This window comes from Thiomonas sp. OC7 (assembly GCF_900634595.1).
GTDB classification, from domain to species: Bacteria; Pseudomonadota; Gammaproteobacteria; order Burkholderiales; family Burkholderiaceae_C; genus Thiomonas; species Thiomonas arsenitoxydans.
This window is the reverse complement of sequence record NZ_LR131953.1, coordinates 485,218-504,592: the sequence shown is the minus strand read 5'-3', so window position 1 is coordinate 504,592 and position 19,375 is coordinate 485,218. Positions and strand designations below refer to the sequence as shown.

General features: G+C 64.0%; 22 protein-coding genes and 1 tRNA gene. 7 read left to right on the top strand and 16 right to left on the bottom strand.

Annotated features, from left to right (window positions below):
* Positions 1-33 precede the first annotated feature (33 nt).
* A tRNA-His gene (locus BIO17B3_RS02405) sits at positions 34-109 on the top strand.
* Positions 110-548: 439 nt separating this feature from the next.
* On the opposite strand, the gene BIO17B3_RS02400 is transcribed toward BIO17B3_RS02405, so the two are convergent.
* The 15 genes from BIO17B3_RS02400 to BIO17B3_RS02330 form a co-directional block, all read right to left on the bottom strand.
* Positions 549-962 carry an HGGxSTG domain-containing protein gene (locus BIO17B3_RS02400; protein ID WP_156052871.1) on the bottom strand — a complete coding sequence of 138 codons (414 nt, stop codon included), beginning with the start codon at positions 960-962 and terminating at the stop codon, positions 549-551.
* 4 nt (positions 963-966) lie between these two features.
* On the bottom strand, positions 967-1,155 hold the full coding sequence (locus tag BIO17B3_RS02395; RefSeq protein WP_156052870.1) for a hypothetical protein: 189 nt from the start codon (positions 1,153-1,155) through the stop codon (positions 967-969).
* Positions 1,156-1,166: 11 nt separating this feature from the next.
* Positions 1,167-1,559, bottom strand: a complete 393-nt coding sequence (locus tag BIO17B3_RS02390; RefSeq protein WP_156052869.1) for a hypothetical protein — start codon at positions 1,557-1,559, stop codon at positions 1,167-1,169.
* Positions 1,556-1,933 carry a hypothetical protein gene (locus BIO17B3_RS02385; RefSeq protein WP_156052868.1) on the bottom strand — a complete coding sequence of 126 codons (378 nt, stop codon included), beginning with the start codon at positions 1,931-1,933 and terminating at the stop codon, positions 1,556-1,558. The genes BIO17B3_RS02390 and BIO17B3_RS02385 overlap by 4 nt, the downstream gene beginning before the upstream one ends.
* Entirely contained in the window at positions 1,926-2,372 is a 447-nt protein-coding gene (locus BIO17B3_RS02380; RefSeq protein ID WP_232054163.1) for a single-stranded DNA-binding protein, read from the bottom strand. Before BIO17B3_RS02380 ends, BIO17B3_RS02385 begins: the two co-directional genes overlap by 8 nt.
* Positions 2,373-2,660: 288 nt before the next feature.
* Complete coding sequence (locus tag BIO17B3_RS02375; RefSeq protein WP_156052867.1) at positions 2,661-4,613, bottom strand: AAA family ATPase; 1,953 nt, start codon at positions 4,611-4,613, stop codon at positions 2,661-2,663.
* Positions 4,610-4,963: a hypothetical protein gene (locus tag BIO17B3_RS02370; RefSeq protein WP_156052866.1), complete on the bottom strand. Its 354-nt coding sequence runs from the start codon at positions 4,961-4,963 to the stop codon at positions 4,610-4,612. The genes BIO17B3_RS02375 and BIO17B3_RS02370 overlap by 4 nt, the downstream gene beginning before the upstream one ends.
* Complete coding sequence (locus BIO17B3_RS02365) at positions 4,964-5,125, bottom strand: helix-turn-helix domain-containing protein (protein ID WP_232054162.1); 162 nt, start codon at positions 5,123-5,125, stop codon at positions 4,964-4,966.
* A gap of 200 nt (positions 5,126-5,325) precedes the next feature.
* On the bottom strand, positions 5,326-6,078 hold the full coding sequence (locus BIO17B3_RS02360) for a hypothetical protein (protein WP_156052865.1): 753 nt from the start codon (positions 6,076-6,078) through the stop codon (positions 5,326-5,328).
* 100 nt (positions 6,079-6,178) lie between these two features.
* The gene (locus BIO17B3_RS02355) at positions 6,179-6,463 is read right to left on the bottom strand and encodes a HigA family addiction module antitoxin (RefSeq protein ID WP_156052864.1); all 285 of its coding nucleotides are present in this window, start codon (positions 6,461-6,463) and stop codon (positions 6,179-6,181) included.
* 9 nt (positions 6,464-6,472) lie between these two features.
* Entirely contained in the window at positions 6,473-6,751 is a 279-nt protein-coding gene (locus tag BIO17B3_RS02350; RefSeq protein ID WP_156052863.1) for a type II toxin-antitoxin system RelE/ParE family toxin, read from the bottom strand.
* A gap of 45 nt (positions 6,752-6,796) precedes the next feature.
* On the bottom strand, positions 6,797-8,155 hold the full coding sequence (locus BIO17B3_RS02345; RefSeq protein ID WP_370512631.1) for a tyrosine-type recombinase/integrase: 1,359 nt from the start codon (positions 8,153-8,155) through the stop codon (positions 6,797-6,799).
* 224 nt (positions 8,156-8,379) lie between these two features.
* Positions 8,380-9,594: an acetate/propionate family kinase gene (locus BIO17B3_RS02340; protein WP_156052862.1), complete on the bottom strand. Its 1,215-nt coding sequence runs from the start codon at positions 9,592-9,594 to the stop codon at positions 8,380-8,382.
* Positions 9,595-9,606: 12 nt separating this feature from the next.
* On the bottom strand, positions 9,607-11,049 hold the full coding sequence (locus tag BIO17B3_RS02335) for a bifunctional enoyl-CoA hydratase/phosphate acetyltransferase (RefSeq protein WP_156052861.1): 1,443 nt from the start codon (positions 11,047-11,049) through the stop codon (positions 9,607-9,609).
* A gap of 23 nt (positions 11,050-11,072) precedes the next feature.
* Positions 11,073-12,800 carry an alpha/beta hydrolase gene (locus BIO17B3_RS02330; RefSeq protein ID WP_156055210.1) on the bottom strand — a complete coding sequence of 576 codons (1,728 nt, stop codon included), beginning with the start codon at positions 12,798-12,800 and terminating at the stop codon, positions 11,073-11,075.
* 501 nt (positions 12,801-13,301) lie between these two features.
* On the opposite strand from BIO17B3_RS02330, the gene BIO17B3_RS02325 reads away from it, so the two are divergent.
* Positions 13,302-14,627 (top strand): UDP-glucose/GDP-mannose dehydrogenase family protein, encoded by a 1,326-nt coding sequence (locus BIO17B3_RS02325; protein WP_156052860.1) that lies wholly within the window; start codon positions 13,302-13,304, stop codon positions 14,625-14,627.
* A gap of 784 nt (positions 14,628-15,411) precedes the next feature.
* Here BIO17B3_RS02325 and BIO17B3_RS02320 read toward each other — a convergent pair.
* Positions 15,412-15,795, bottom strand: a complete 384-nt coding sequence (locus BIO17B3_RS02320) for a YccF domain-containing protein (RefSeq protein WP_156052859.1) — start codon at positions 15,793-15,795, stop codon at positions 15,412-15,414.
* Positions 15,796-15,978: 183 nt separating this feature from the next.
* On the opposite strand from BIO17B3_RS02320, the gene fliO reads away from it, so the two are divergent.
* From fliO to flhB, 5 genes are read left to right on the top strand one after another with little or no spacing between them, the layout of a single operon-like run.
* Positions 15,979-16,365: a flagellar biosynthetic protein FliO gene (gene fliO / locus BIO17B3_RS02315; RefSeq protein WP_156052858.1), complete on the top strand. Its 387-nt coding sequence runs from the start codon at positions 15,979-15,981 to the stop codon at positions 16,363-16,365.
* Complete coding sequence (gene fliP, locus BIO17B3_RS02310; protein ID WP_232054161.1) at positions 16,362-17,129, top strand: flagellar type III secretion system pore protein FliP; 768 nt, start codon at positions 16,362-16,364, stop codon at positions 17,127-17,129. The genes fliO and fliP overlap by 4 nt, the downstream gene beginning before the upstream one ends.
* Positions 17,130-17,142: 13 nt before the next feature.
* Positions 17,143-17,418, top strand: coding sequence for a flagellar biosynthesis protein FliQ (fliQ, locus tag BIO17B3_RS02305; protein WP_156052857.1), 276 nt, complete (start codon positions 17,143-17,145; stop codon positions 17,416-17,418).
* A gap of 16 nt (positions 17,419-17,434) precedes the next feature.
* Positions 17,435-18,256: a flagellar biosynthetic protein FliR gene (gene fliR / locus BIO17B3_RS02300; protein WP_156052856.1), complete on the top strand. Its 822-nt coding sequence runs from the start codon at positions 17,435-17,437 to the stop codon at positions 18,254-18,256.
* Complete coding sequence (gene flhB / locus BIO17B3_RS02295; RefSeq protein WP_156052855.1) at positions 18,249-19,370, top strand: flagellar biosynthesis protein FlhB; 1,122 nt, start codon at positions 18,249-18,251, stop codon at positions 19,368-19,370. The genes fliR and flhB overlap by 8 nt, the downstream gene beginning before the upstream one ends.
* Positions 19,371-19,375 lie beyond the last annotated feature (5 nt).

The window sequence follows — 19,375 nt, the reverse complement described above, 5'->3', positions numbered from 1 at the left end:
AAGACTTTCGTATAGAATGTTCGTTTTTCTGTGGTGGCTGTAGCTCAGTTGGTAGAGTCCAGGATTGTGATTCCTGTCGTCGTGGGTTCGAGTCCCATCAGCCACCCCAAATAAATCAAGCACTTAGCCCAGACTCACCCGCTGGGCTTTTTGTTGCCCGGCGTTCATGTAGGGGCTGTGTAGGGTTTTGGCGGGAATGGCCGGGCATGTTGCCTGCTCCAGAAACGACAAGCCCGGCGCATGGACAAGCCCGCTTATGGGGTTTGTTTTGAGAATCCGCTTATGGGGTTGGTTTTGAAACGGCGTCGCCCATGCCTTGCGCTCGGTTGACGTGCGGGCCGTAGACACGTCGCCCGCGTCCATCGCATCGGCCAGCCCTGCGAAAGGTGCGGGAATCGCATGTTTTCGTAATCAGTCCACCGAAGCCCATAGGCCGGGAATGTTCGCTTTTGATAGCACGCCACCCGAACCCCATAGGCCGGGAATCTCTAGTTTTATGGGGGGTGTCTCTCGCAGTCCACCCCGCGCCTGCGTACTTGTTGCGATATTCAACGCCCGCGCTTCAGGTTCGCCAGCGACCGCGCCCGGCCTTCGGGTGTTTTCGCGCCCGTGCTGCGTCCCCCGTGGAACTTGCACCGCCCGCCGTTGCCGTCTCCCAGGCACCGGCATAACCCGCCGTGTCGGTTCCGTGCAAGGCAAAGATTCAAACCGCTGCGCTCAATCTTGCGTTGCAGGCGCACCCCCTCCGCGCTTTCAGGCTCTAGGCCAGCGTCGCGGATTTGCTGATGCAATGCCTCGATGCGCTCGGCTTCGCGGCGTTCTGCCCACCAGCGCGCCCACCACGCATCGTTTTCGCGCTTCCAAATCTCGTATTGCAGGTGCGCAGTCCCAGGGCTGGCGCGTTGCGGCGGGTAACGATGCGCACCGCTTCCCATGCCGCTCTGATGTGAGTTCTTGCTCATGGCGTCAGCGCAAAAACCGCAGTTCGCGTGCCGCTTGGTCTGTGCTGGCGCGCAGTGCTGCATCGCGGGCGGCAATCTGCGATTCCGTCAGATTCGGGGCACTGAATTGCGCGGCGATGCCTCGCACGCGCTCAAGGTGTCGCGCCTGCACGGCTTTGGCGAGTTCTGCGGGGGATGGCTTGATGTCTTGCATGATGCTTCCTTTCAGTGGGGGGATGGTTCAATGCTGGCCCGCATCAACTGCGCGGCGGCCTCAAGTCGAAGGGTTGCCAGTTCACGGCCTGGCGCGAAGATGGCCGGGGCAAGGTCGGCGGCGTCCACCACGGCAAGCCACGGGCGGCGGCTCTGGCGATAGAACAGCACCGGCTTGCGGTTCATCGCCTCGGCCTGTCTGCATGCCTGCTGCCACCATGCCGCAATCGCCAGCGCCTCGCACCGCTTGCACTCGATGGCCCAGCCGGGCACGTCCAGGCCGTCAGCACCACCGGCGCGGGCTTGGCCGATGTTCCGGCGCACCGTGTAGCCCAGCAGTTCAGACAAGGCGGCGAACAGCTCGCGCTCGCCTGATGCGCCTTTGTTTCGCTGTGATGCGCTCATGCGTCACCTCCCGGATAACGGGCAATGGCACCGTCCATAATCGCCACAGCGTCACGCCCTGTCAGTCGCTCCAAATCGAGCGCCAGCAGCCCGCAGCGGGTTTGCCATAGCTTCACCTCGGCGGCCAGTCGCTCGGCCTTTGTGGGGCGTTTGGGCTGGCGCTCACCACGCAAGGCGGCGGCCAGCGCACCGGGTTGCGCGTCATGCGGCAAGGCTGCAATCGTTGCAGCGCGATGCAGCGGGAATGTCCCGGCCTCCACTGCGGCATTCAGCGCGGGAACTCCAAACCGCTGAACCCGTGCGGCGTAGTGCAGCATGCGCGGTGAAATTCCCGTGCGCTGGGCAATCTGTTTCACGGTCAGCAATTCAGGCATGCCACGGCTCCCCATCGTCTAGACCCACGGTATGGGCCTTTGCAGGGAGGGCGATTGGCGGATTCCGCCAATCGACGATGCCATCGTCTAGACCCACGGTATGGGCCTTTGCAGGGGCTTCGCTGGCTTTGCGCTTGCGCTGCACGGCGTAGGTCGTCAGCACCGCATGGGCCTGCATATCGAGCACCGGGCGCGGCTCGCCTTGTGGCGGCGTCCACACTTTCGGCGTGAGCATTCCGGCAAGGTGTACCGGCTCCCCTGCGTTCAGCGCCAGCAGCGCAGCGCATGCCGTGGCGTCGAAGCAAATCACGTTCACAAACAAGGCTTCACCGCTCTGCATCGGGGTGCGCACCTTGCACACCACAAACGGCTTTCCAGCTTGGCCGGTTTTCTGTTCGGCGGCGGCGTGTAGCGTGCCACCTATCAATGCGTCAATCATGGTCGGCCTCCAGTGGCACGGGTCAGGACATACAGGGCAAGGGCTGCAATCGTTGCAGGCGGCAGCGCCAGCAGGCAGAGCACCAGCAGGGCGAAGGTTCGGGCGGCGTTCATGGCTTTGGCTCCAGGTTTTGGCTTTGCTCCAGGGAAAGGTTTTGCAACCACACACCCGGCCCGGTTCCCGCTTCCCGTTTTCCCGCAGCTATATAGCTGCTGCGGGAATCGCGGGAAAAGCTCGCGGGGTTCCGGTGTTCCCGTTTTCGGGATATTTCGGGAATCGCGGGAAAGTTCAGGCAAGCCATAACCACCCCCCTTCGATGTGGAGCAAACCCCGTCCGGCGAGTCCGGTAAGGGCCTGCTGTGCGCGTTCTGTCTGGCGCTTCGCTTCGCACGGCAGGCGGCCCCGCAGCGCATCAATGGCGGCCTCCACACCGATGCAGGGCGTTCCCGCTGGCACACATTCGGGCATGCCTTCGCGGCTGGCCTTTTTCAGCACATCCGGCAAGGCGTCCCACACGATGCGTTGATTCCCGGACTTCGGCGGCAGTGCCTTGCGCACCTCGGCCCGTGTGGTGTCTGCCACCACGGCGCACGATGAAACCGGCGTGCCGTCCGGTTCAATGCCCAGCGTCACCACCTCCAGCCGAAACGGGATGCTCTCAGCGTCGGCACCGTCTTTGCTCTTGGCAATGCGCCACTCCCTGGCGTCACCATCCCGGCGCACCTCGATGGCAGCATCAAGGGCGGCGTGTAGGCTGGAATGCCCCCGCATGCCTTTGGTGGAGTCTTTGCCAGCATGGTGAATCAGCAGCACCAGGCCACCTATGCGGCGCTGCAAATCGGCGGCGGCCTCGATGATGCGGCCCATGTCCTGGCTGCTGTTTTCGTCCACACCCGGCGCAGCGCGGTTCAGCGTGTCGAGCACCACCAGACCAGCACCACGGCACGCCTCGGCAAGCTCTGCCACATCATCCGGCTGGAGCAAATCGAACGGCTGCGACACCACAAAGCGCAAGCCTTCGGGCGCTGGCCTGCCGTGGTGTTTCTCCCATGCCTGAACGCGCTGCGATAGCCCGGCCTCACCTTCCAGGCCCACATACACCACGGGCGCGGGCCTCACGCGATAGGTAAACCAGCGGCGGCCCTCGGCAATCGCGGCGGCGGCGTCCAAGGCAAGAAACGTCTTGCCGCTGCCCGATGCGCCAAACAGCGCGGCCAGTCCCTCGGCAGGCAACACACCACGCACCAGCCAGACCAGCGGCGGCAGTGCGGCCAGTTCGGCAGCAGTGCGCAGCTTGTACCTGCGTTCGGGTTCGGCTGGCGTCGATAGCAGCACCTCCAGCGCATCGGCTCCAAACTCTGCGGCATAGTCGTTCGCGTCATAGTTCGCGGGCTTGTCGGCAGGCATGCGCACCACCTGGCACCCGTGTTCGCGGGCGATGGCCTCGGCCTGCGCCTCCTTGCCCACATCGGGCACCAGCACCAGCGGCACGGCTTGCGCCTTGATGGCTTTCACCACGGCACCCATGCGGCCCGCACCAAAGCACACGGCGGCGGGTTGCCCGGTTGCTTGCCAACATGCCCAGGCTTGGCCGATGCCCTCCACCACATAGCAGCATGCAGCGTCGGCAAGCTCGCCCACGATGTGCAGGCCGTCGCCAAAGCTCGCACCGGCAAGGTTCAGCTTTTTGCCAGCACCAGGCGGCGGGATGAATTGCAGGGTTTGCAGTTCACCGGCCAGCGTGCGGCACGGCACCACAAGCCAGCCCGAAACGTCATGCCCGGCGATGCGCAGGGATGAACCGGCGGGCACCTGGCGCAATCCTTCGGCGTTGCCGCGCTTGGCCGTGATGTAGTCATGCTGCGGGCTTGCGGTGTCGCATTGCTCCCAGATGGCTGCGGCGTCAGGCTGTGCCCGCTGTGGGCAGTTTTGGCTGGGTTTGCGCTGCGTCACTTGGCTGGGCTGGCGCTGTTTGCGTGTGTCTTTCCACCCATGCGAAAAGGCAAGGTGAAACAGCGTGCCCGGCCCGATGCCGTCACCCTTGAAGCTCTGCCACACGCTGGCGCAGTCCTTCGGCCCGGCATAGTTGCCACCGTTCGCGCTCCAGTCGGTGAAGTCCTCCAGCGCCAGCCCTGCGGCTTTGGCGGCCATGCCTGCCCGCGTCCATTCTTCGCGGGGCAAATCCGGCGGGATGGCTTGAAGGGCGGCGCGGGCGCGTTCGGTATCGTGTCCGTTCATCATGTGCGCGCTCCCTTCACGGCGGCGATGTCCGCAGAGTCCAGGCTGTACCGGGCAATGCCGCAGGCTTTGCCAGTCCACGGCTGGCCGTCCTCTGTCAGCGTGCGGACATGCCAGCCCTTGCGCTTGAGCGTGTGCGCATAGGCGGCGAGTCGCCATGTCCGGGCGATGCTTCCAAACTCGGGATGGTTCAGGGTCGCGCCTTCGAGTAACGCGGCGAGTAGCTGGCCTGCCTTCGTTGCGTTGTTCGGCCAAACGGGCGAGAATGGCGGCTGTTCGAAAAGCTCTTGCTGTGCTGCCTCGGACTGCCCGCCCTGCCCGGCGGGTTTCTCATTTTTGGGGGTGCGTTCCATTCACATTCCCCCTCGCAGCAGCTTCAACAGGTCGGCAGCACGCCACGCAAGGCGCCCCCCGATTTTCAGCGGCTTGATTCCATAGGCGTGCCCCTGCTGGCAATACAGCTTGCGCAATGTCTGGCCGGATTTCCCTAACGCGGCGGCGGCGTCGCGGGTCATAAGCACCGCGCTAGGCGGCATGTTTTCAAGGTTTGGGATGTATGCGGGGCTGTGCATTTTTGGCTGTTCCAAAGTGGTTGCGATAGCCTCCACTTCAGACGTGGGGAAATTCCCCATCAAGCCCCATCCACAAATCAACGAAAAACCCCGCTAACCCGCATGCTTTCTGGCTTTGCGGGCACTCGCGGCAATCGTGGGGACTATCCCGCGTCGATGCTTCCCACGTTCCCCACGTTCCCCACGCTTCCCGTGTCCTCTGGCGGCAGACTTCTCGGCCTGATTTGCCACCACTGTTTCCCCGTCAGTGCCTCGCGCTTTACGGTGCCAGCAGATAGCCAACCATTCGGGCCGCGAATGCCCTCATTCCGCAGTGCGTTAGCTACCGTTTCGGCATACTTCGACAAAGTGCCCTCCATGCCAATCTTCAAATGTCGATTGTGAATCTCAGTAACGATGCGGCGCGCTTCGTCCCTCCAATCTGGCATTGTTTTGTCGGTTCCCTGCTCTGCAATCGTTGCAGCCTCTACCGCTGGCGCTGATTCCGGCGCAGGCTCGGCCAATAAGGCGCTGCCCAGCAATTCCTGCGCGTGTTCCTTGGCCCAGGCGCGAAGCTCGACCTTCGTCATGTATAGCCCTTCGCGCCACTTCGGCGGTAAGGGCTGGCCCTTCGGCCATCGCAGCCCGAGGGGCGCTTCGCTCAGCGGCAAAGTATCGGCTTGCGCATCGAATGTGCGCATGATTTGCCCCTCCGCAACCGTGCGCAATGTGCTTTGCTGGGATGGCGTGAGCACTGGATAGTCCGGCCCTGTGTTGCGCTCCACATGCTCCATGCCGAAGTAATAGGCCCACATTGCAGGCGGCATGCCGCAATTTCCCTGGCCCGCAATCTCGGCCAGTTCATCAGCGGCGGTCAGTGCGTCGCCTTGTTCGTCGGGTTTGTTTTGCTTCGTCATGTCTGCGCTCCTTCACGCGCTGGCCTTCATTCATGGGCACCAGGCAGGCGGGTGAAGGTTCCCGCTTTTTCCCCCGTCGGGGTAGCCTGGCGCGAAACTCTCACGCGGCCCGCTGCATGGGCTTGATGTTCGGTAGGCGCACCTTGCGGGCTTGCCACAAGTCATAGGCAGCCTGCATGTTCACCCACATATCGGGCGAAGTGCCAAGCCATGCGGCAAGGCGGCGGGCCATGACGGCGGAAATGCCCGCTTGCCCGTTGAGCACCTTGGAAAGCGTCACGCGGGCAATGTGCAGTTCGTCGGCGGCCTGCGTTACCGTCATGCCTTCGGGCAACCATTCGCGCAGCACCTCGCCGGGGTGCGCTGGGTTGTGCATCATGCTCATATCGTTCTCCTAGTGATAATCCTGATAGTCCACAAGCTCCGCATCTTCGCCGTTGAATCGAAACGTGATGCGCCAATTGCCATTCACCCACACTGACCAATGCTCGGCCATATCTCCCGTGAGCGGGTGCAGTCGCCATGCTGGCGCGTTCATGTCGCGCGGGCTTTTGGCGTTGTCCAGCGCCGTCAGCAAGATGCGCAACTTCTTTTCGTGGTGCGGCTGAATGCCCGCCTTGCTTCCAGTTTGGAAAAAGGCTTCAAGCCCGGCATGGCGAAACGTGCGAATCATGGGCGGATTGTAGCGTGTAGCGTGTCAGCTATCAATAAAAGGGAATCACTGCACCCGGCGCAGCGTCGGCAGGGTTTGCGCGGCCTGAAACTCGATACCGGCTTGCTCCAGAATCCACGCCTCGATGCGTTCATGGTGAACGCGCAGCAAATCCAGCGGGCGCACCTTGTAATGGCGCTCGGCTGTGGCGCTGGGCTTGTGTCCCATGATTTGCGCCACCACACCGGCGGGAATCTCCAGCCATTCCGTGAGCGTCGAGAAACTGCGGCGCAGGCCGTGCAGCGTCAAATCGTCCAAGCCTGCGGCTTTGCAGGCGCGGGCGTGCGGCGTGTTCGGCTTGGATAGTTGCCCGCTGGCGCTGCTGGCGCTGGAAAACACCCATTCATTGCGGCGCGGCAGGCCAGCGAGTAACTGCGCCACATAGGGCGTGAGCGGAATCATGCGCTCACCCTCCACCTTGTCCCGAATAGTGATGCTGCGCCACTGCGCATTGATGTCCTCCCATTGCAGCGTCAACACTTCACCAGGCCTCGCACCCGTCAGCAGCATGATTTGCAGCGCGGCGGCGATGGCCGGGTTTTGAATCTGGCGCACATGGGCGAACCAGGCGGGCAATTGCTCGCGCGTGAGTACGTCTGATTTCGTGCCGGGCTTGCCCAGGGCTTCGCGGGTGCGGCGCGTCTTGGCCGGGTTCGGCGTCTGCACGATTCCTGCATAACGCGGCTGTTCAGCGCACCACGTCAGAAACACGCTCAACAGTCGCCACGCCAGCCGGGCCGATGCCGGGCGCTTCTGGCCTTCACGGGCTGCCCATGCCTCGATTGTGGCGGCGTCAAGCTGCGCCAGCGGCAGGGGCATGAACTCGGCCAGCGGGCCGGGCTGCGTTTTGCGGCCCTTCTGGCCTCTGGCCTGCGATAACTCGCCACCCAGGCGGGCTTTGTCGATGTTGTCGCGGTAGTGCAGGGCGCTCCAGTGCGGGCGGCGTTCCTCCAGGTAGTCGCTCCACACTTCGCCCACCGTCAGGGCTTGGCGCTGCTGCACAGTCTCGGCCTGCACACGCGCTGCGGCTTTGGCGGCGTCCTGCTCCCGGCGCTGTTCGGCAGGGTTGATGCCGCTGTCCACCAGCACCTTGAGCCTTGCAGCCTCTTTGCGCGCTGCGTCGAGCGTCCATGCCGCCGGGTTGCCTATCGTCACCCGCACCGTGCGGCCCTGGCACCACGCCTCGAAAACGTAGGCGCGGGCGTTTTTCGCTGTCACGCGAAGCCCTAAGCCGGGTTGCTTGGCGTCCCAGAAGATGGCTTGTTGTTTGGCCGCCTGGCATGTGAACTCTGCCACCCGTCCCGCTGTGAAATTCTCGCGCTTGCTCATGTCCTGGCCCTTCAAGGCGGCCCGTGTAGGGGCCATGTAGGGGAATTCTAGGCATATTCGGGAATAAAGGGAAACGCACTTATGCTCCGTGCGTCGCCTAAGTGCTTGTTTATACTGGAAACGGCAACACGCGGGAATGTTGCGGAATGGCATATTTGCAGGATTGTGATTCCTGTCGTCGTGGGTTCGAGTCCCATCAGCCACCCCACAGCATCAAATACAAAGCCCAACCCCTTCGGTTGGGCTTTGTGCTTTTTGGCTTACGCCAGCAGTGCTGCGGTTTGCAGGGCCATGACGCCTTCTTCGTCGGTGGGCAGGGCGAAGGCAGGGATGGGGCTGTCGCCGTGGGTGATGCAGATCTGACCTGCCGCGTTGGACAAAGGGTCGAGGCGCAGGCCCAGCCAGGACAGGGCGTTGCACACTTCTTGCCGCACTCGGGCGCTGTGGGTACCGATGCCGCCCGTGAAAACCAGGGCGTCGAGGCCGCCGATGTCTGCGGCGAGTGCGCCGATGTGATGGGCCACGCTGGCGGTGAACAGGGCGATGGCTTCTTGCGCGCGCGCATCGGGGCTGGCTTCGAGGGTGCGCATGTCGCCGCTCAGGCCGGAAACGCCTTTGAGTCCGCTGTCGTGGTAGAGCATGGCGGTGATTCTCTGCGGGTCGAGGTGCTCTTCGGTGATCCAGTGCAGCACCAGGCCGGGGTCGATGGTGCCGCAACGGGTGGACATGACCAGGCCGTCGAGTGCGGTGAACCCCATGGTCGTGCTCACGCTGCGCAGACCCCGCAGACCGCACAGGCTGGAGCCGCCTCCCAGATGCGCCACGATGACGGCGCCTTGCGCGCGCTCGCCCAGCAGCGGCGGCAGTTGGTGGGCGATGGCGTCGTAAGACAGGCCATGAAATCCGTAGCGCTTGAAGCCTTTGTCGTGCCAGTCGCGCGGGATGGCGTAACGGCGGGCGAGATCGGTCTGGGTGGCGTGAAACGCGGTGTCGAAGCAGGCGATCTGCGGCACATCGGGCAGGCGGGCGGTGGCGGCGTCCACCCCGGCGAGCCCCGGCCCTTGATGCAGCGGGGCGAGGCTGCGCAGGTCGTCGAGGGCGGCGCGCACGGATGGTGTGATGCGCTGGGCCGATGTGAAGGTGGTGCCGCCGTGCACGATGCGGTGGGCCACGGCAGCGATGGGGCCACAGCTGGAGTCGCTGCCGGGGCCACAAAGCGCCGGAGTGATGAGGGTGTCGAGCAGGGTGTCCACCTCGGCGGCAATGTCGCCGCGCGGATCGCTTGAAGCGGCGCGGTGGGTCTGGCCTTGCGCGTCGGTCCAGCGCAGGGTGGCCTGGCCGTCGTGGCTATCGATCTCGCCGCTGAGTTGGGCGGCTGCTGGCAGGTGCGGCCCGTGGCAGTCGTCGAGTTTGAACAGAGCGAATTTCAAGCTGGCTGAGCCGGTGTTGAGGCAGAGCAGGGTGGGCGAGGGCATGACGGGTTCTCTTTACGCGTGGGTCGCGGCGTCGGTCGTGCCCATCTGGCCCGCGGCCCTGAGCAGGGCCTGGCGTTGCAGCACGGCCAAGGCGCAGGAGGCGAGCCGGGCTTCCACGCCATCGGCCCGGCTGGTGAGGATGATGGGCACGCGGGTGCCGATGACCAGCCCGGCGATGGTCGCGCCGCCGAGGTATTCGAGCTGCTTGGCCAGCATATTGCCCGACTCCAGATCGGGCGTGAGCAGAATGTCGGCCAGACCTGCTACCGGCGAGTTGATGCCTTTGGTCTTGGCGGCGGCCAGCGACAGCGCGTTGTCGAAGGCCAGCGGCCCGTCGAGAATGGCGCCGGTGATCTGCCCGCGGTCGGCCATTTTGCACAGCGCGGCGGCGTGCAGCGTGGCGGCCATATTGGCATTGACGGTCTCCACCGCGGCGAGAATGGCCATGCGTGGCGTTTCGACGCCCAGCGCCTGCGCCAGTTCGATGGCGTTTTGCGCGATGTCGCGCTTGGTGTCGAGATCCGGGGCGATGTTGATCGCTGCGTCGGTGATGAACAGCAGCCGGTCGGCCGCCGGGGCGTCGATGACGAACACATGGCTGGCGCGGCGGCCGGTGCGCAGGCCGGTCTGGGCGTCGAAGGCTGCGTGCATCAATTCGTCGGTGTGCAGCGCGCCTTTCATCAGTGCGCCGACCTTGCCGTTGCGTGCCAGTTCGACCGCCAGCGCGGCGGCGGCGTGGCTGTGCTCGGTGGACATGAGTTGCCAGGGCGAGAGGTCGATGCCCGCGGCCTCTGCCGCAGCGCGGATGCGGGCTTCCGGGCCGATCCACACGGGTTCGATCAACCCGGCCTGGGCGGCGTCGATCGCGCCCTGGATGGAGACTGCGTTCACCGGATGCACCACGGCCACGCGCATGGGTTTGAGGCCCTTGCAGCCCTCGCGTGCTTTGCTCACCAGCGCGAGCAGGCGCTGGCCCGGATCGACCAGATGCAGTTGCGGCAGATGGGTACGCGGGCGGCAGATTTTTTGTGTAGGTGCCTGCACCAGCGCCTTCCCGGAGGCGATGGTTTCGCCGCGCTGGTTGACCACTTTGCAGTCGAAGCGGATCTGGTGGCGCTCGGTCAATTTTTCGCGTGCGGTCACCGAGGCGGTCACGGTGTCGCCCAGCATCACCGGGTGGTCGAACGACAGCGATTGATCGACGTACACCGTGCCCGGCCCCGGCAGTTCGGTGCCGAGCAGGTTGGACAGCAGCATGCCGCTCCACATGCCGTGCGCCACCACCTGGTGAAACGGCGTGCTGCGGGCAAACTCCTCGTCGACATGCGAGGGGTTGGCATCGCCCGACATCACGGCAAAGGTGGAAATGTCGGCCCGGGTGAGGGTGCGCTGCAGGGTGGCGGAGTCGCCCAGGGAGATTTCGTCGAAGGTGCGGTTGCAGATCGTGTCGGTCATGAGAAGAGTCTCGTAGAGTGAGTTCAGCGCTGCAGCACATACTCGCCGGGCGCTTCGGCCAGCGGGGGATAGTCCACACTGCCGCAGGCGGGCGGCGCGATTTGCTGCGCGCTGCCTTTCGCCACCAGCCATTGCTCCCAGCGCGGCCACCAGGAGCCTTCTTCGGCCTGCGCTATTTGCACCCAATGCGCCGGGTCGATGTAAGGGCGACCGCCGGGGTGCAGCGCCCAGCGATAGTGGCGGCGTGGATGGCCGGGCTCGCTCACGATGCCCGCGTTGTGCCCGCCGCTGGTGAGCACAAAGGTCACTTCGGAGTCGGCCAGCAGATGAATCTTGTAGACCGATTTCCACGGTGCGACATGGTCGGTCTCGGTGCCGACGACGAACCAGGGCGCGGTCACGTTTTCCACCGCGACCGGGCGGCCATCGACGGCGTAGTGCCCTTCGGCCAGGGCGTTGCGCAAGTAGAGCTTGCGCAGGTATTCGCTGTGCATGCGATAGGGCATGCGGGTGGCGTCGGCATTCCAGGCCATGAGGTCGTTCATCGGCGTGCGCTCGCCCATGAGGTAATCGCGCATCAGGCGCGACCAGATCAGGTCGGATGAGCGCAGCATCTGGAAGGTGCCGGCCATCTGGGTGGTGTCGAGATAGCCCTGCGACCACATCAGGTCTTCGAGAAAGCTGATCTGGCTCTCATCGGTAAACAGGGTGAGTTCGCCGGCTTCGGTGAAGTCGGTCTGCGCCGCGAACAGGCTGACACTGGCCAGACGTTCATCACCGCGCCGCGCCAGCGCTGCGGCTGCGATGGACAGCAGGGTGCCGCCCAGGCAGTAGCCTGCGGCATGCACCTTGCGGCCGGGCAGGATGGAAGTCACCGCATCGAGCGCGGCAAAGGGGCCGAGGTGCAAATAGTCATCCATACCCAGATCGCGTTCGTCCGCGCCCGGGTTTTTCCACGACAGCATGAACACCGTGTGGCCCTGATCGACCAGAAACTTCACCAGCGAGTTGTGCGGCGAGAGGTCGAGGATGTAGTACTTCATGATCCACGCCGGCACGATGAGCACCGGCTCGGCCTGCACCGTGGGCGTGGTCGGGCTGTACTGGATGAGTTCCATCAGGCGGTTGCGCAGCACTACTTTGCCCGGGGTCGCCGCCAGCTCGTGGCCGGGGCGAAACTGCTCCACCCCGGCGGGCGGGCGTTTGTCGAGTAGGCGCTGGGCATCGTCGAGCCAGTTGCGCAGGCCTTGCGCCAAATTGGCGCCGCCGCTGCTCAGGGTGCGCTCCAGCACTTCGGGGTTGGTCCAGAAAAAGTTGCTGGGCGAGAGCATGTCCATCCACTGCCGTGCCATGAAGGCCACCACCTGCTCGTGATGCGGCGACACGCCACGCACGCCGTGGGCGGTGGCATCGACGAGTTGTTCGCGCAGCAAAAAGCGCTGGGCCAGCAGGTTGAACGGAAACTGCTGCCACTGCGCCGCACTGAAGCGCCGGTCGTTGGGGGTGGGGGCGACGCAGTCGGAGCAGGGGGTGCGGTCGGCGCGCAGGGCGTGCGTGCCCAATTCTGCGGCGTAGCGCAGCCATCGCCCCTGCATCTCCAGCGCCTGTGCGGCGAGACTGGCCTGCTTGCCGGGCGAGGCTGCCATGTGCATGGCCCAGTCGGCAAAGGCCAGGCCGAGCGCGGCGGGCGACAGACCGAGCGTGGCCTTGGCCGTGAGAGCGTGCAGCGCCCGGTCGATCAGTTCGCGCATGGCTTGCTCGTGGTCGGGCTGGGTGAGCGCTTGCGCGTCGGCGGGAGGCAGAGGGATGCTGGGCGCGGCGACTGCGCCCAGCGCGCCAGCCGGAACGTCGGCTACAGCATTAGCGGGGGCCACGGGCGGCGATTCGGCGGCCTTGTTCACGGCTTGTTTCGCTGGCAAGACTGCTTGGGCAGTTGCCGGGGCGGTAGTGCGCAATTTGCGCGGTTTGCGGCTTGGAGCTGGGATCTGGCTCTCAGGAAACTCGCCGGGCCGCCCTAATAGTTCCTGGCCCTTTGAGGGGAGAGCCGAGCGAAGCGCTGGTTTTCGGGGTGGGCTCATATCGCTTCTCCTTGATAGATCATTCCATTTGAATGTCGCAGTGCAGCATGGCACTTGATCCGCATCAAGTTGGCCGGGTATGCAGATGCAATGCGCCACGCCGTTCTGTCACGCCGCTGGCGAAACACTTCCTGCAAAATAGCACTCCATCATGAAATTACGAGAAAGCCGGTTATGCGCGTCACAGTCATAGGAGCGGGTTATGTGGGTCTGGTGACCGCCGCGTGTTTTGCCGATGTGGGCAATCAGGTCACCTGCATCGAGCGCGATGCCGAGCGCCTATCTGCGCTGCGCGACCGGGCCGAAGTGCCGTTCTACGAACCGGGTCTGAGCGATCTGGTGCGGCGCAACATCGAGCAGGGCCGTCTGACCTTGAGCCCGAGCATTGCCGAAGGGCTGCCGGGTTCGCAGGTGTGCTTCATTGCGGTGGGCACGCCGTCGCTGCCCAATGGTCAGGCCGATCTGTCTCAGGTGGAAGGCGCCGCCACGGAAATCGGCCGCGCCATGACCGGACCGCTGGTGGTGGTGCAGAAGTCCACCGCGCCGGTGGGCACAATTCCCAAGGTGCGCGCGCTGGTCGAAGCTGGTCTGGCGGCGCGCGGGGTGAGCCATCGCCTGGGCGTGGTGAGCAACCCGGAATTTCTCAAGGAAGGTTCCGCCATTGAAGACTTCACCCGCGGCGACCGCATCGTGCTGGGCAGCGACGACCCGCAGGCCATCGCCACCATGCGCGAGCTGTACCGGCCGTTCAACCGCAATCACGAAAAAATCATGGTGATGGACGCCGCCAGCGCCGAACTCACCAAATACGCCGCCAACGCCATGCTGGCCACGCGCATCTCGTTCATGAACGAACTCGCCCGCATCGCCGAAGCGGTGGGGGCGGACATCGAGCAGATTCGCAAAGGCATCGGCGTCGATCACCGCATCGGCAGCCATTTTCTCTACGCCGGCGCGGGCTATGGCGGCTCGTGCTTTCCCAAAGACGTGAAGGCCCTGGCGCACACCGCGCGCGAACTCGGGCTGCACGCCGAACTGGTGGAGGCGGTGGAGGCGGTCAACCAGCGGCAGAAGCTGCGGGTGTTCGAGAAAATCAGCGACCACTATCAGGGCAAGCTGGCTGGCAAGACCATCGCCCTGTGGGGCTTGGCCTTCAAGCCGAACACCGACGATATGCGCGACGCGCCCAGTCTGGACCTCATTACCGCGCTGCTGAAGGCCGGTGCGCGAGTGCAGACCTGGGACCCGGTGGCGGTAGAAATGGCGCGGCGCCTGCTGCCCGAGCATCCCGCGCTAGAGTTCGCCGCCGACGCCCGCGCTACGCTGAGCGGCGCGGATGCGCTAGTGGTCATCACCGAATGGCATGCCTTCCGCTCGCCCGATTTCACCTCTCTGGCCGCCACCCTGCGCGACCGCGTGGTGTTCGACGGCCGCAATATCTGGGACCCGGAGTTCGTGCGCAGCACGGGCCTGCGTTACTACGGCATCGGACGCGGCTGAATTTTGGGCCTTTGGAATTGCCGAAATGGGTTGGACGGGTTTTATCTTCCCCAGTGCACGGACTTGTGGAGTGACAAGCAGAAGGCTTCGACGCCGCTTAACTCCATTCGTAAGAGCGTAGGAGGCGTTTAGTTGCCAGCATTCACTATCAAGCGAGAGGCGTATACCGCGATCGAGACGGAGTATTCATGTGTGCATTCCGCACGTGAGCTCCGGTTACGCATTATTAAGGACGGTCGGCCAACCTTTTATCGTCAGTGCACACGCTGCGGAAACGCTGGGAAGGCAATAGCCAGGGGCGAGGCTATAACCGAGCTAAACGGCTTTGAGGCGCCATCCTTCGACAACGAGCTTGAGCCAAGGTGGTATGCACGCAAGCAGGCTTCTTACGTCGCTACTTTTTATGCCATCAAGCTCGCCTTGGAGGCTGAGTATCAAGCGTATCTGTCCTCAAAACTTTGGTACGTGAAGCGCAATGCGGCAATACGAAAAGCTAACGGTATCTGTGAGTGTTGCGAGCACTATCCAGCCACCCAAGCCCACCACATTACATATGAGCGGATTGGCCAAGAGTTGCCATCAGATCTCATGTCCGTATGCTCTTTTTGTCACGAATTGCTTCACGGCAAGAAAGCGCTCTAACCATTCAGTTCACCGGGGAAAAACCTGCTGCGCGCTCTTTGCGCGGTTACTTCAAGCGTTGACCACCGCCACAAGCTATTCGCTCATCCTTTTTTCCTCTCTATACGCCTCAAGCCCGACAGACTCCTTGGCCCGAGTCCTGTCAGTTAATCAGCACGATCTCCTTGCCGTAGGGGAAGAACGCCAGCCCGGCCAGCTTGATGTGCTGCAGGGCGAAGGGGATGCCGATGATGGTGATGGCGCACAGCACGGCCGAAACCAGGTGCCCCAGCGCTAGCCACCAGCCGAACAGAATCGCCCAGATTAGATTGCCCAGGGCGCCGATGCCGCTGCCCAGCGTGCCCGCCGGTTTGTCCGCCACTTTGCGGCCGAAGGGCCAGAAGCTGAAAGCGCCGATGCGAAACGCGGCAATCGCCCAGGGAATGCCGATGATGGTGATGGCGCAGATCAGCGCGGTGAACCACCAGGCCAGGCCCATGACAAAGCCGCCGAGGACGAACCAGAGAATGTTGCCGATCAGTCGCATGAAAGTCCTTGGTTGACGAAACAGGGGCATTTTGCGTGACATGCGGCTTGGCCCGCGGATTGCAATGACAGGGGCAGAAGTCCTGCCGCATGACGGGTCGAGGTGAAGCAGACGGGGTTTTTCCCGCTCTGGCGTCAATCGACCGACGGCAGGACGTGCAAACGTCAGGAAATCGTCGCTGCCATGTCGCCCTCTGCCTTGCCCGATCCGCTGAGTTGGACCGAACTGCTGCGCGTGTTCGGCGGTCTGGTCGTCGTCATCGTGGTGTTGGTTGCCGCGCTTTGGTTGCTCAAACGCTTTCAGACTGGCCTGCGCACGCCCAGCGGGCCGATGCGGGTCCTGGCCACCCTGAGCCTGGCGCCGCGCGAGCGTCTGCTGCTGGTTCAGGTCGGTGAGCAGCAACTGCTGCTGGGTTCGAGCGCTCAGGGTCTGGCCTGTCTGCATGTGCTGAGCACGCCCATTGAGTTGCAGCCGCCAGCGGCGGGGCAGGGCTTGGGTGCCGCACTGCCGCCGACCTTTCCCGACTGGCTGCGGCGCGCGGTTGAGCAGAGCGGAAAGGCCAAGCCATGATGCGCGCGCACTTGCTGCGGCCCTCGCGCTGGCTGCCACGCGGTCTGGCGGCCGCCTTGCTGCTCGTGCCGCTGTGGGCGAGTGCGCAGGTGTTGCCTGCGTTCACCTCCAGCCCGGCAGCGGGCGGCGGCACCGAATACAGCTTGAGCGTGCAGACCCTGCTGTTCATGACCGCGCTGGTGTTCCTGCCGGCCATGCTGCTGATGATGACCGCGTTCACCCGCATCATCATCGTGCTGTCCCTGCTCAAGCAGGCGCTGGGTACGACCACGGTGCCGCCCAGCCAGGTCATCGTCGGGCTGTCGCTGTTTCTCACCTTCTTCGTCATGAGCCCGGTGCTCAATCAGGTGAACGATGTGGCGATCAAGCCGCTGATGGACAACCAGATCACCATGCAGCAGGCGCTGCAAACGGGCGCCGCGCCGCTGCGCACCTTCATGCTGGGGCAGACCCGGCAGGAAGACCTGGCGCTGTTCGTCAAGCTCTCGGGGCACAAGGCGCTGGACAAGCCCGCAGACACGCCCATGAGCCTGCTGGTTCCGGCCTTCGTGACTTCCGAGCTGAAGACCGCTTTCCAGATCGGCTTCGTGATCTTCATCCCCTTTCTGATCATCGACATGGTGGTGGCCGCGGTGCTGATGTCGATGGGCATGATGATGCTCTCACCCGTCACCGTGTCGTTTCCGCTCAAGCTCATGCTGTTCGTGCTGGTGGGCGGGTGGGAACTGGTGATCGGCTCGCTGATGCAGAGCTTCGTTCACTGACTTCGAGGACGACATGACTCCAGAAACCATCACCACCATCGCTCAGCAGGCGCTGTGGGTGACTTTTCTCGTGGCGCTGCCGCTGCTGGGGGTGGCGCTGGTCGTCGGCCTGGTGGTGAGCCTGATTCAGGCGGCCACCCAGCTCAACGAAATGACCCTGAGCTTCGTGCCCAAGGTGCTGGCGATGGGGCTGGCCGGGGTGATTGCCGGGCCGTGGATGTTGCATGTGATGATGGACTTCACCATCCGCCTGTTCCAGAGCATTCCGCATCTCATCAGTGGCGGTTGATGTTGCCGCGCACGCCATGATTCATTTCACCAGCACCCAGATCGAGACGTGGATCGGCGCGTTTTTCTGGCCGTTCGTGCGGGTGCTGGCCATGCTGTCGCTGGCGCCGGTCTTCAGTATGGGCAGCCTGCCCACGATGGTGCGCGTCGGTCTGGCGGTGCTCATCGCCGTGGCAATCGCCCCGGCCTTGCCTGCCATGCCGCCGGTGCAGTTCGGCACGGCTACGGCGTGGATGTTGTTGTTGCAGCAATTGCTGGTCGGCGGGGCCATCGGCCTCTCGATGACCCTGATTCTCAGTGCGGTGATGTTCGCCGGTAGCGTGATCGGCTTGCAGATGGGCATGGGATTTGCCACCCTGTTCGACCCGGTGCAGGGCGTGCAGGTCACCAGTCTGGCGAGCTTTCTCAATATGGTCACGATGCTGCTGTTTCTGGCGGTCAACGGCCACCTCATTTTGCTGGCGGTGATTGCGCGCAGCTTCACCCTGCTGCCGGTCGCGCCCAATCTGGGGCTGGCCGCGCAGACCTGGTTCACCCTGGCGCAGCAGGGCGGCAGCGCCATTTTCAGCCTGGGGCTGGCGCTGGCTGCGCCGGTGATCGGGGTGCTGCTCATCGCCAATCTCGGGCTGGGCGTGCTGACCAAACTCGCGCCGCAGCTCAATCTGTTCGCCGTGGGCTTCCCGATGTTTTTCATCATGGGTTTTCTGGCGCTGTATCTGGTGATGCCGGTGATGCAGAACGTGGTGCAGCATCTGGTGGATATGGGTCTGAGCCTGTCTGGACAGGTGTTGCAACAGGGTGGGGCCTGCTGCAGCGCAGCGGGAGCAAGACATGGCTGAAGACAGCGCCCAGGAAAAGGAATTACCCGCCTCGCAAAAGCGCAAGCAGCAGGCGCGCGAAAAAGGGCAGGTGGCGCGTTCGCGCGATCTCACCTCCAGTCTGCTGCTGCTCGGCATGGCAGCCGTGGTGTACATCGCAGGGGGATGGTTCTACGACATGGGGCGCGAGCTGCTGCAGACCGGGCTGACGGTTTCTGCCAGCGCTTCGCAAGACCCCGCCGCCATGTTGCAGGCCGCGGGCCGAGTGCTGGTGCTCGGGCTCATGGTGCTGGCGCCGGTGCTGGCACTGACCTTTGTGGCCAGTGCGGCAGGCGGAGTGGCCATGGGGGGCTGGGTGTTCAGCACCGAGGCGCTGGCGCCGGACTTCAGCCGTCTCGACCCGGTCAAGGGTATCGGGCGCATGTTTTCCATCACCGGGCTGGGCGAGTTGGGCAAGGCGCTGCTCAAGGCCACTGTGATTGCGGTGATCGCTGGCATCGTGATCTGGAACGAGCGCGGCGAGCTGCTCGGCCTGCTGCAGGTGGAGCCTCAACTGGCGCAGATGCAGCTCGGCCAGATCACCGCCCGTGCTTTTCTGTGGATGGCTTCGGGCACGCTGCTGGTGGCGGCCGTCGATGTGCCGTGGCAGTTGTTCCAGATGAACAAAAAACTCAAGATGAGCCGCCAGGACCTGCAGGACGAAATGCGCGAAAGCGAGGGCAATCCGCAGATCAAACAGAAGATGCGCGAGTTGCAGCGCGAGCGCGCCCGCAAGCGCATGATGGCCGCCGTGCCCAAGGCCGATGTGGTGGTGACCAACCCGACGCACTATGCCGTGGCGCTGGCCTACAAAGAGGGCAAGAACCGCGCCCCGGTGGTGTTGGCTCTCGGGGCCGATCGAGTGGCTGCGCGCATTCGCGAAATTGCCGCCGAGCACAACGTGCCGGTGATCGAAGCGCCGCCGCTGGCGCGCGCGCTCTACCACCACGCCGAACTGGAGCAGGAGATTCCGGTGGCGCTGTACAACGCCGTGGCGCTGCTGCTGGCCTATGTGTTTCAGTTGCGCGCCGCCCCGCAGAGGGCGGTAGAGCCCGACGACTGGGAAATTCCCGCTGAATTTGTCGTAAACGAGTAAGCCCC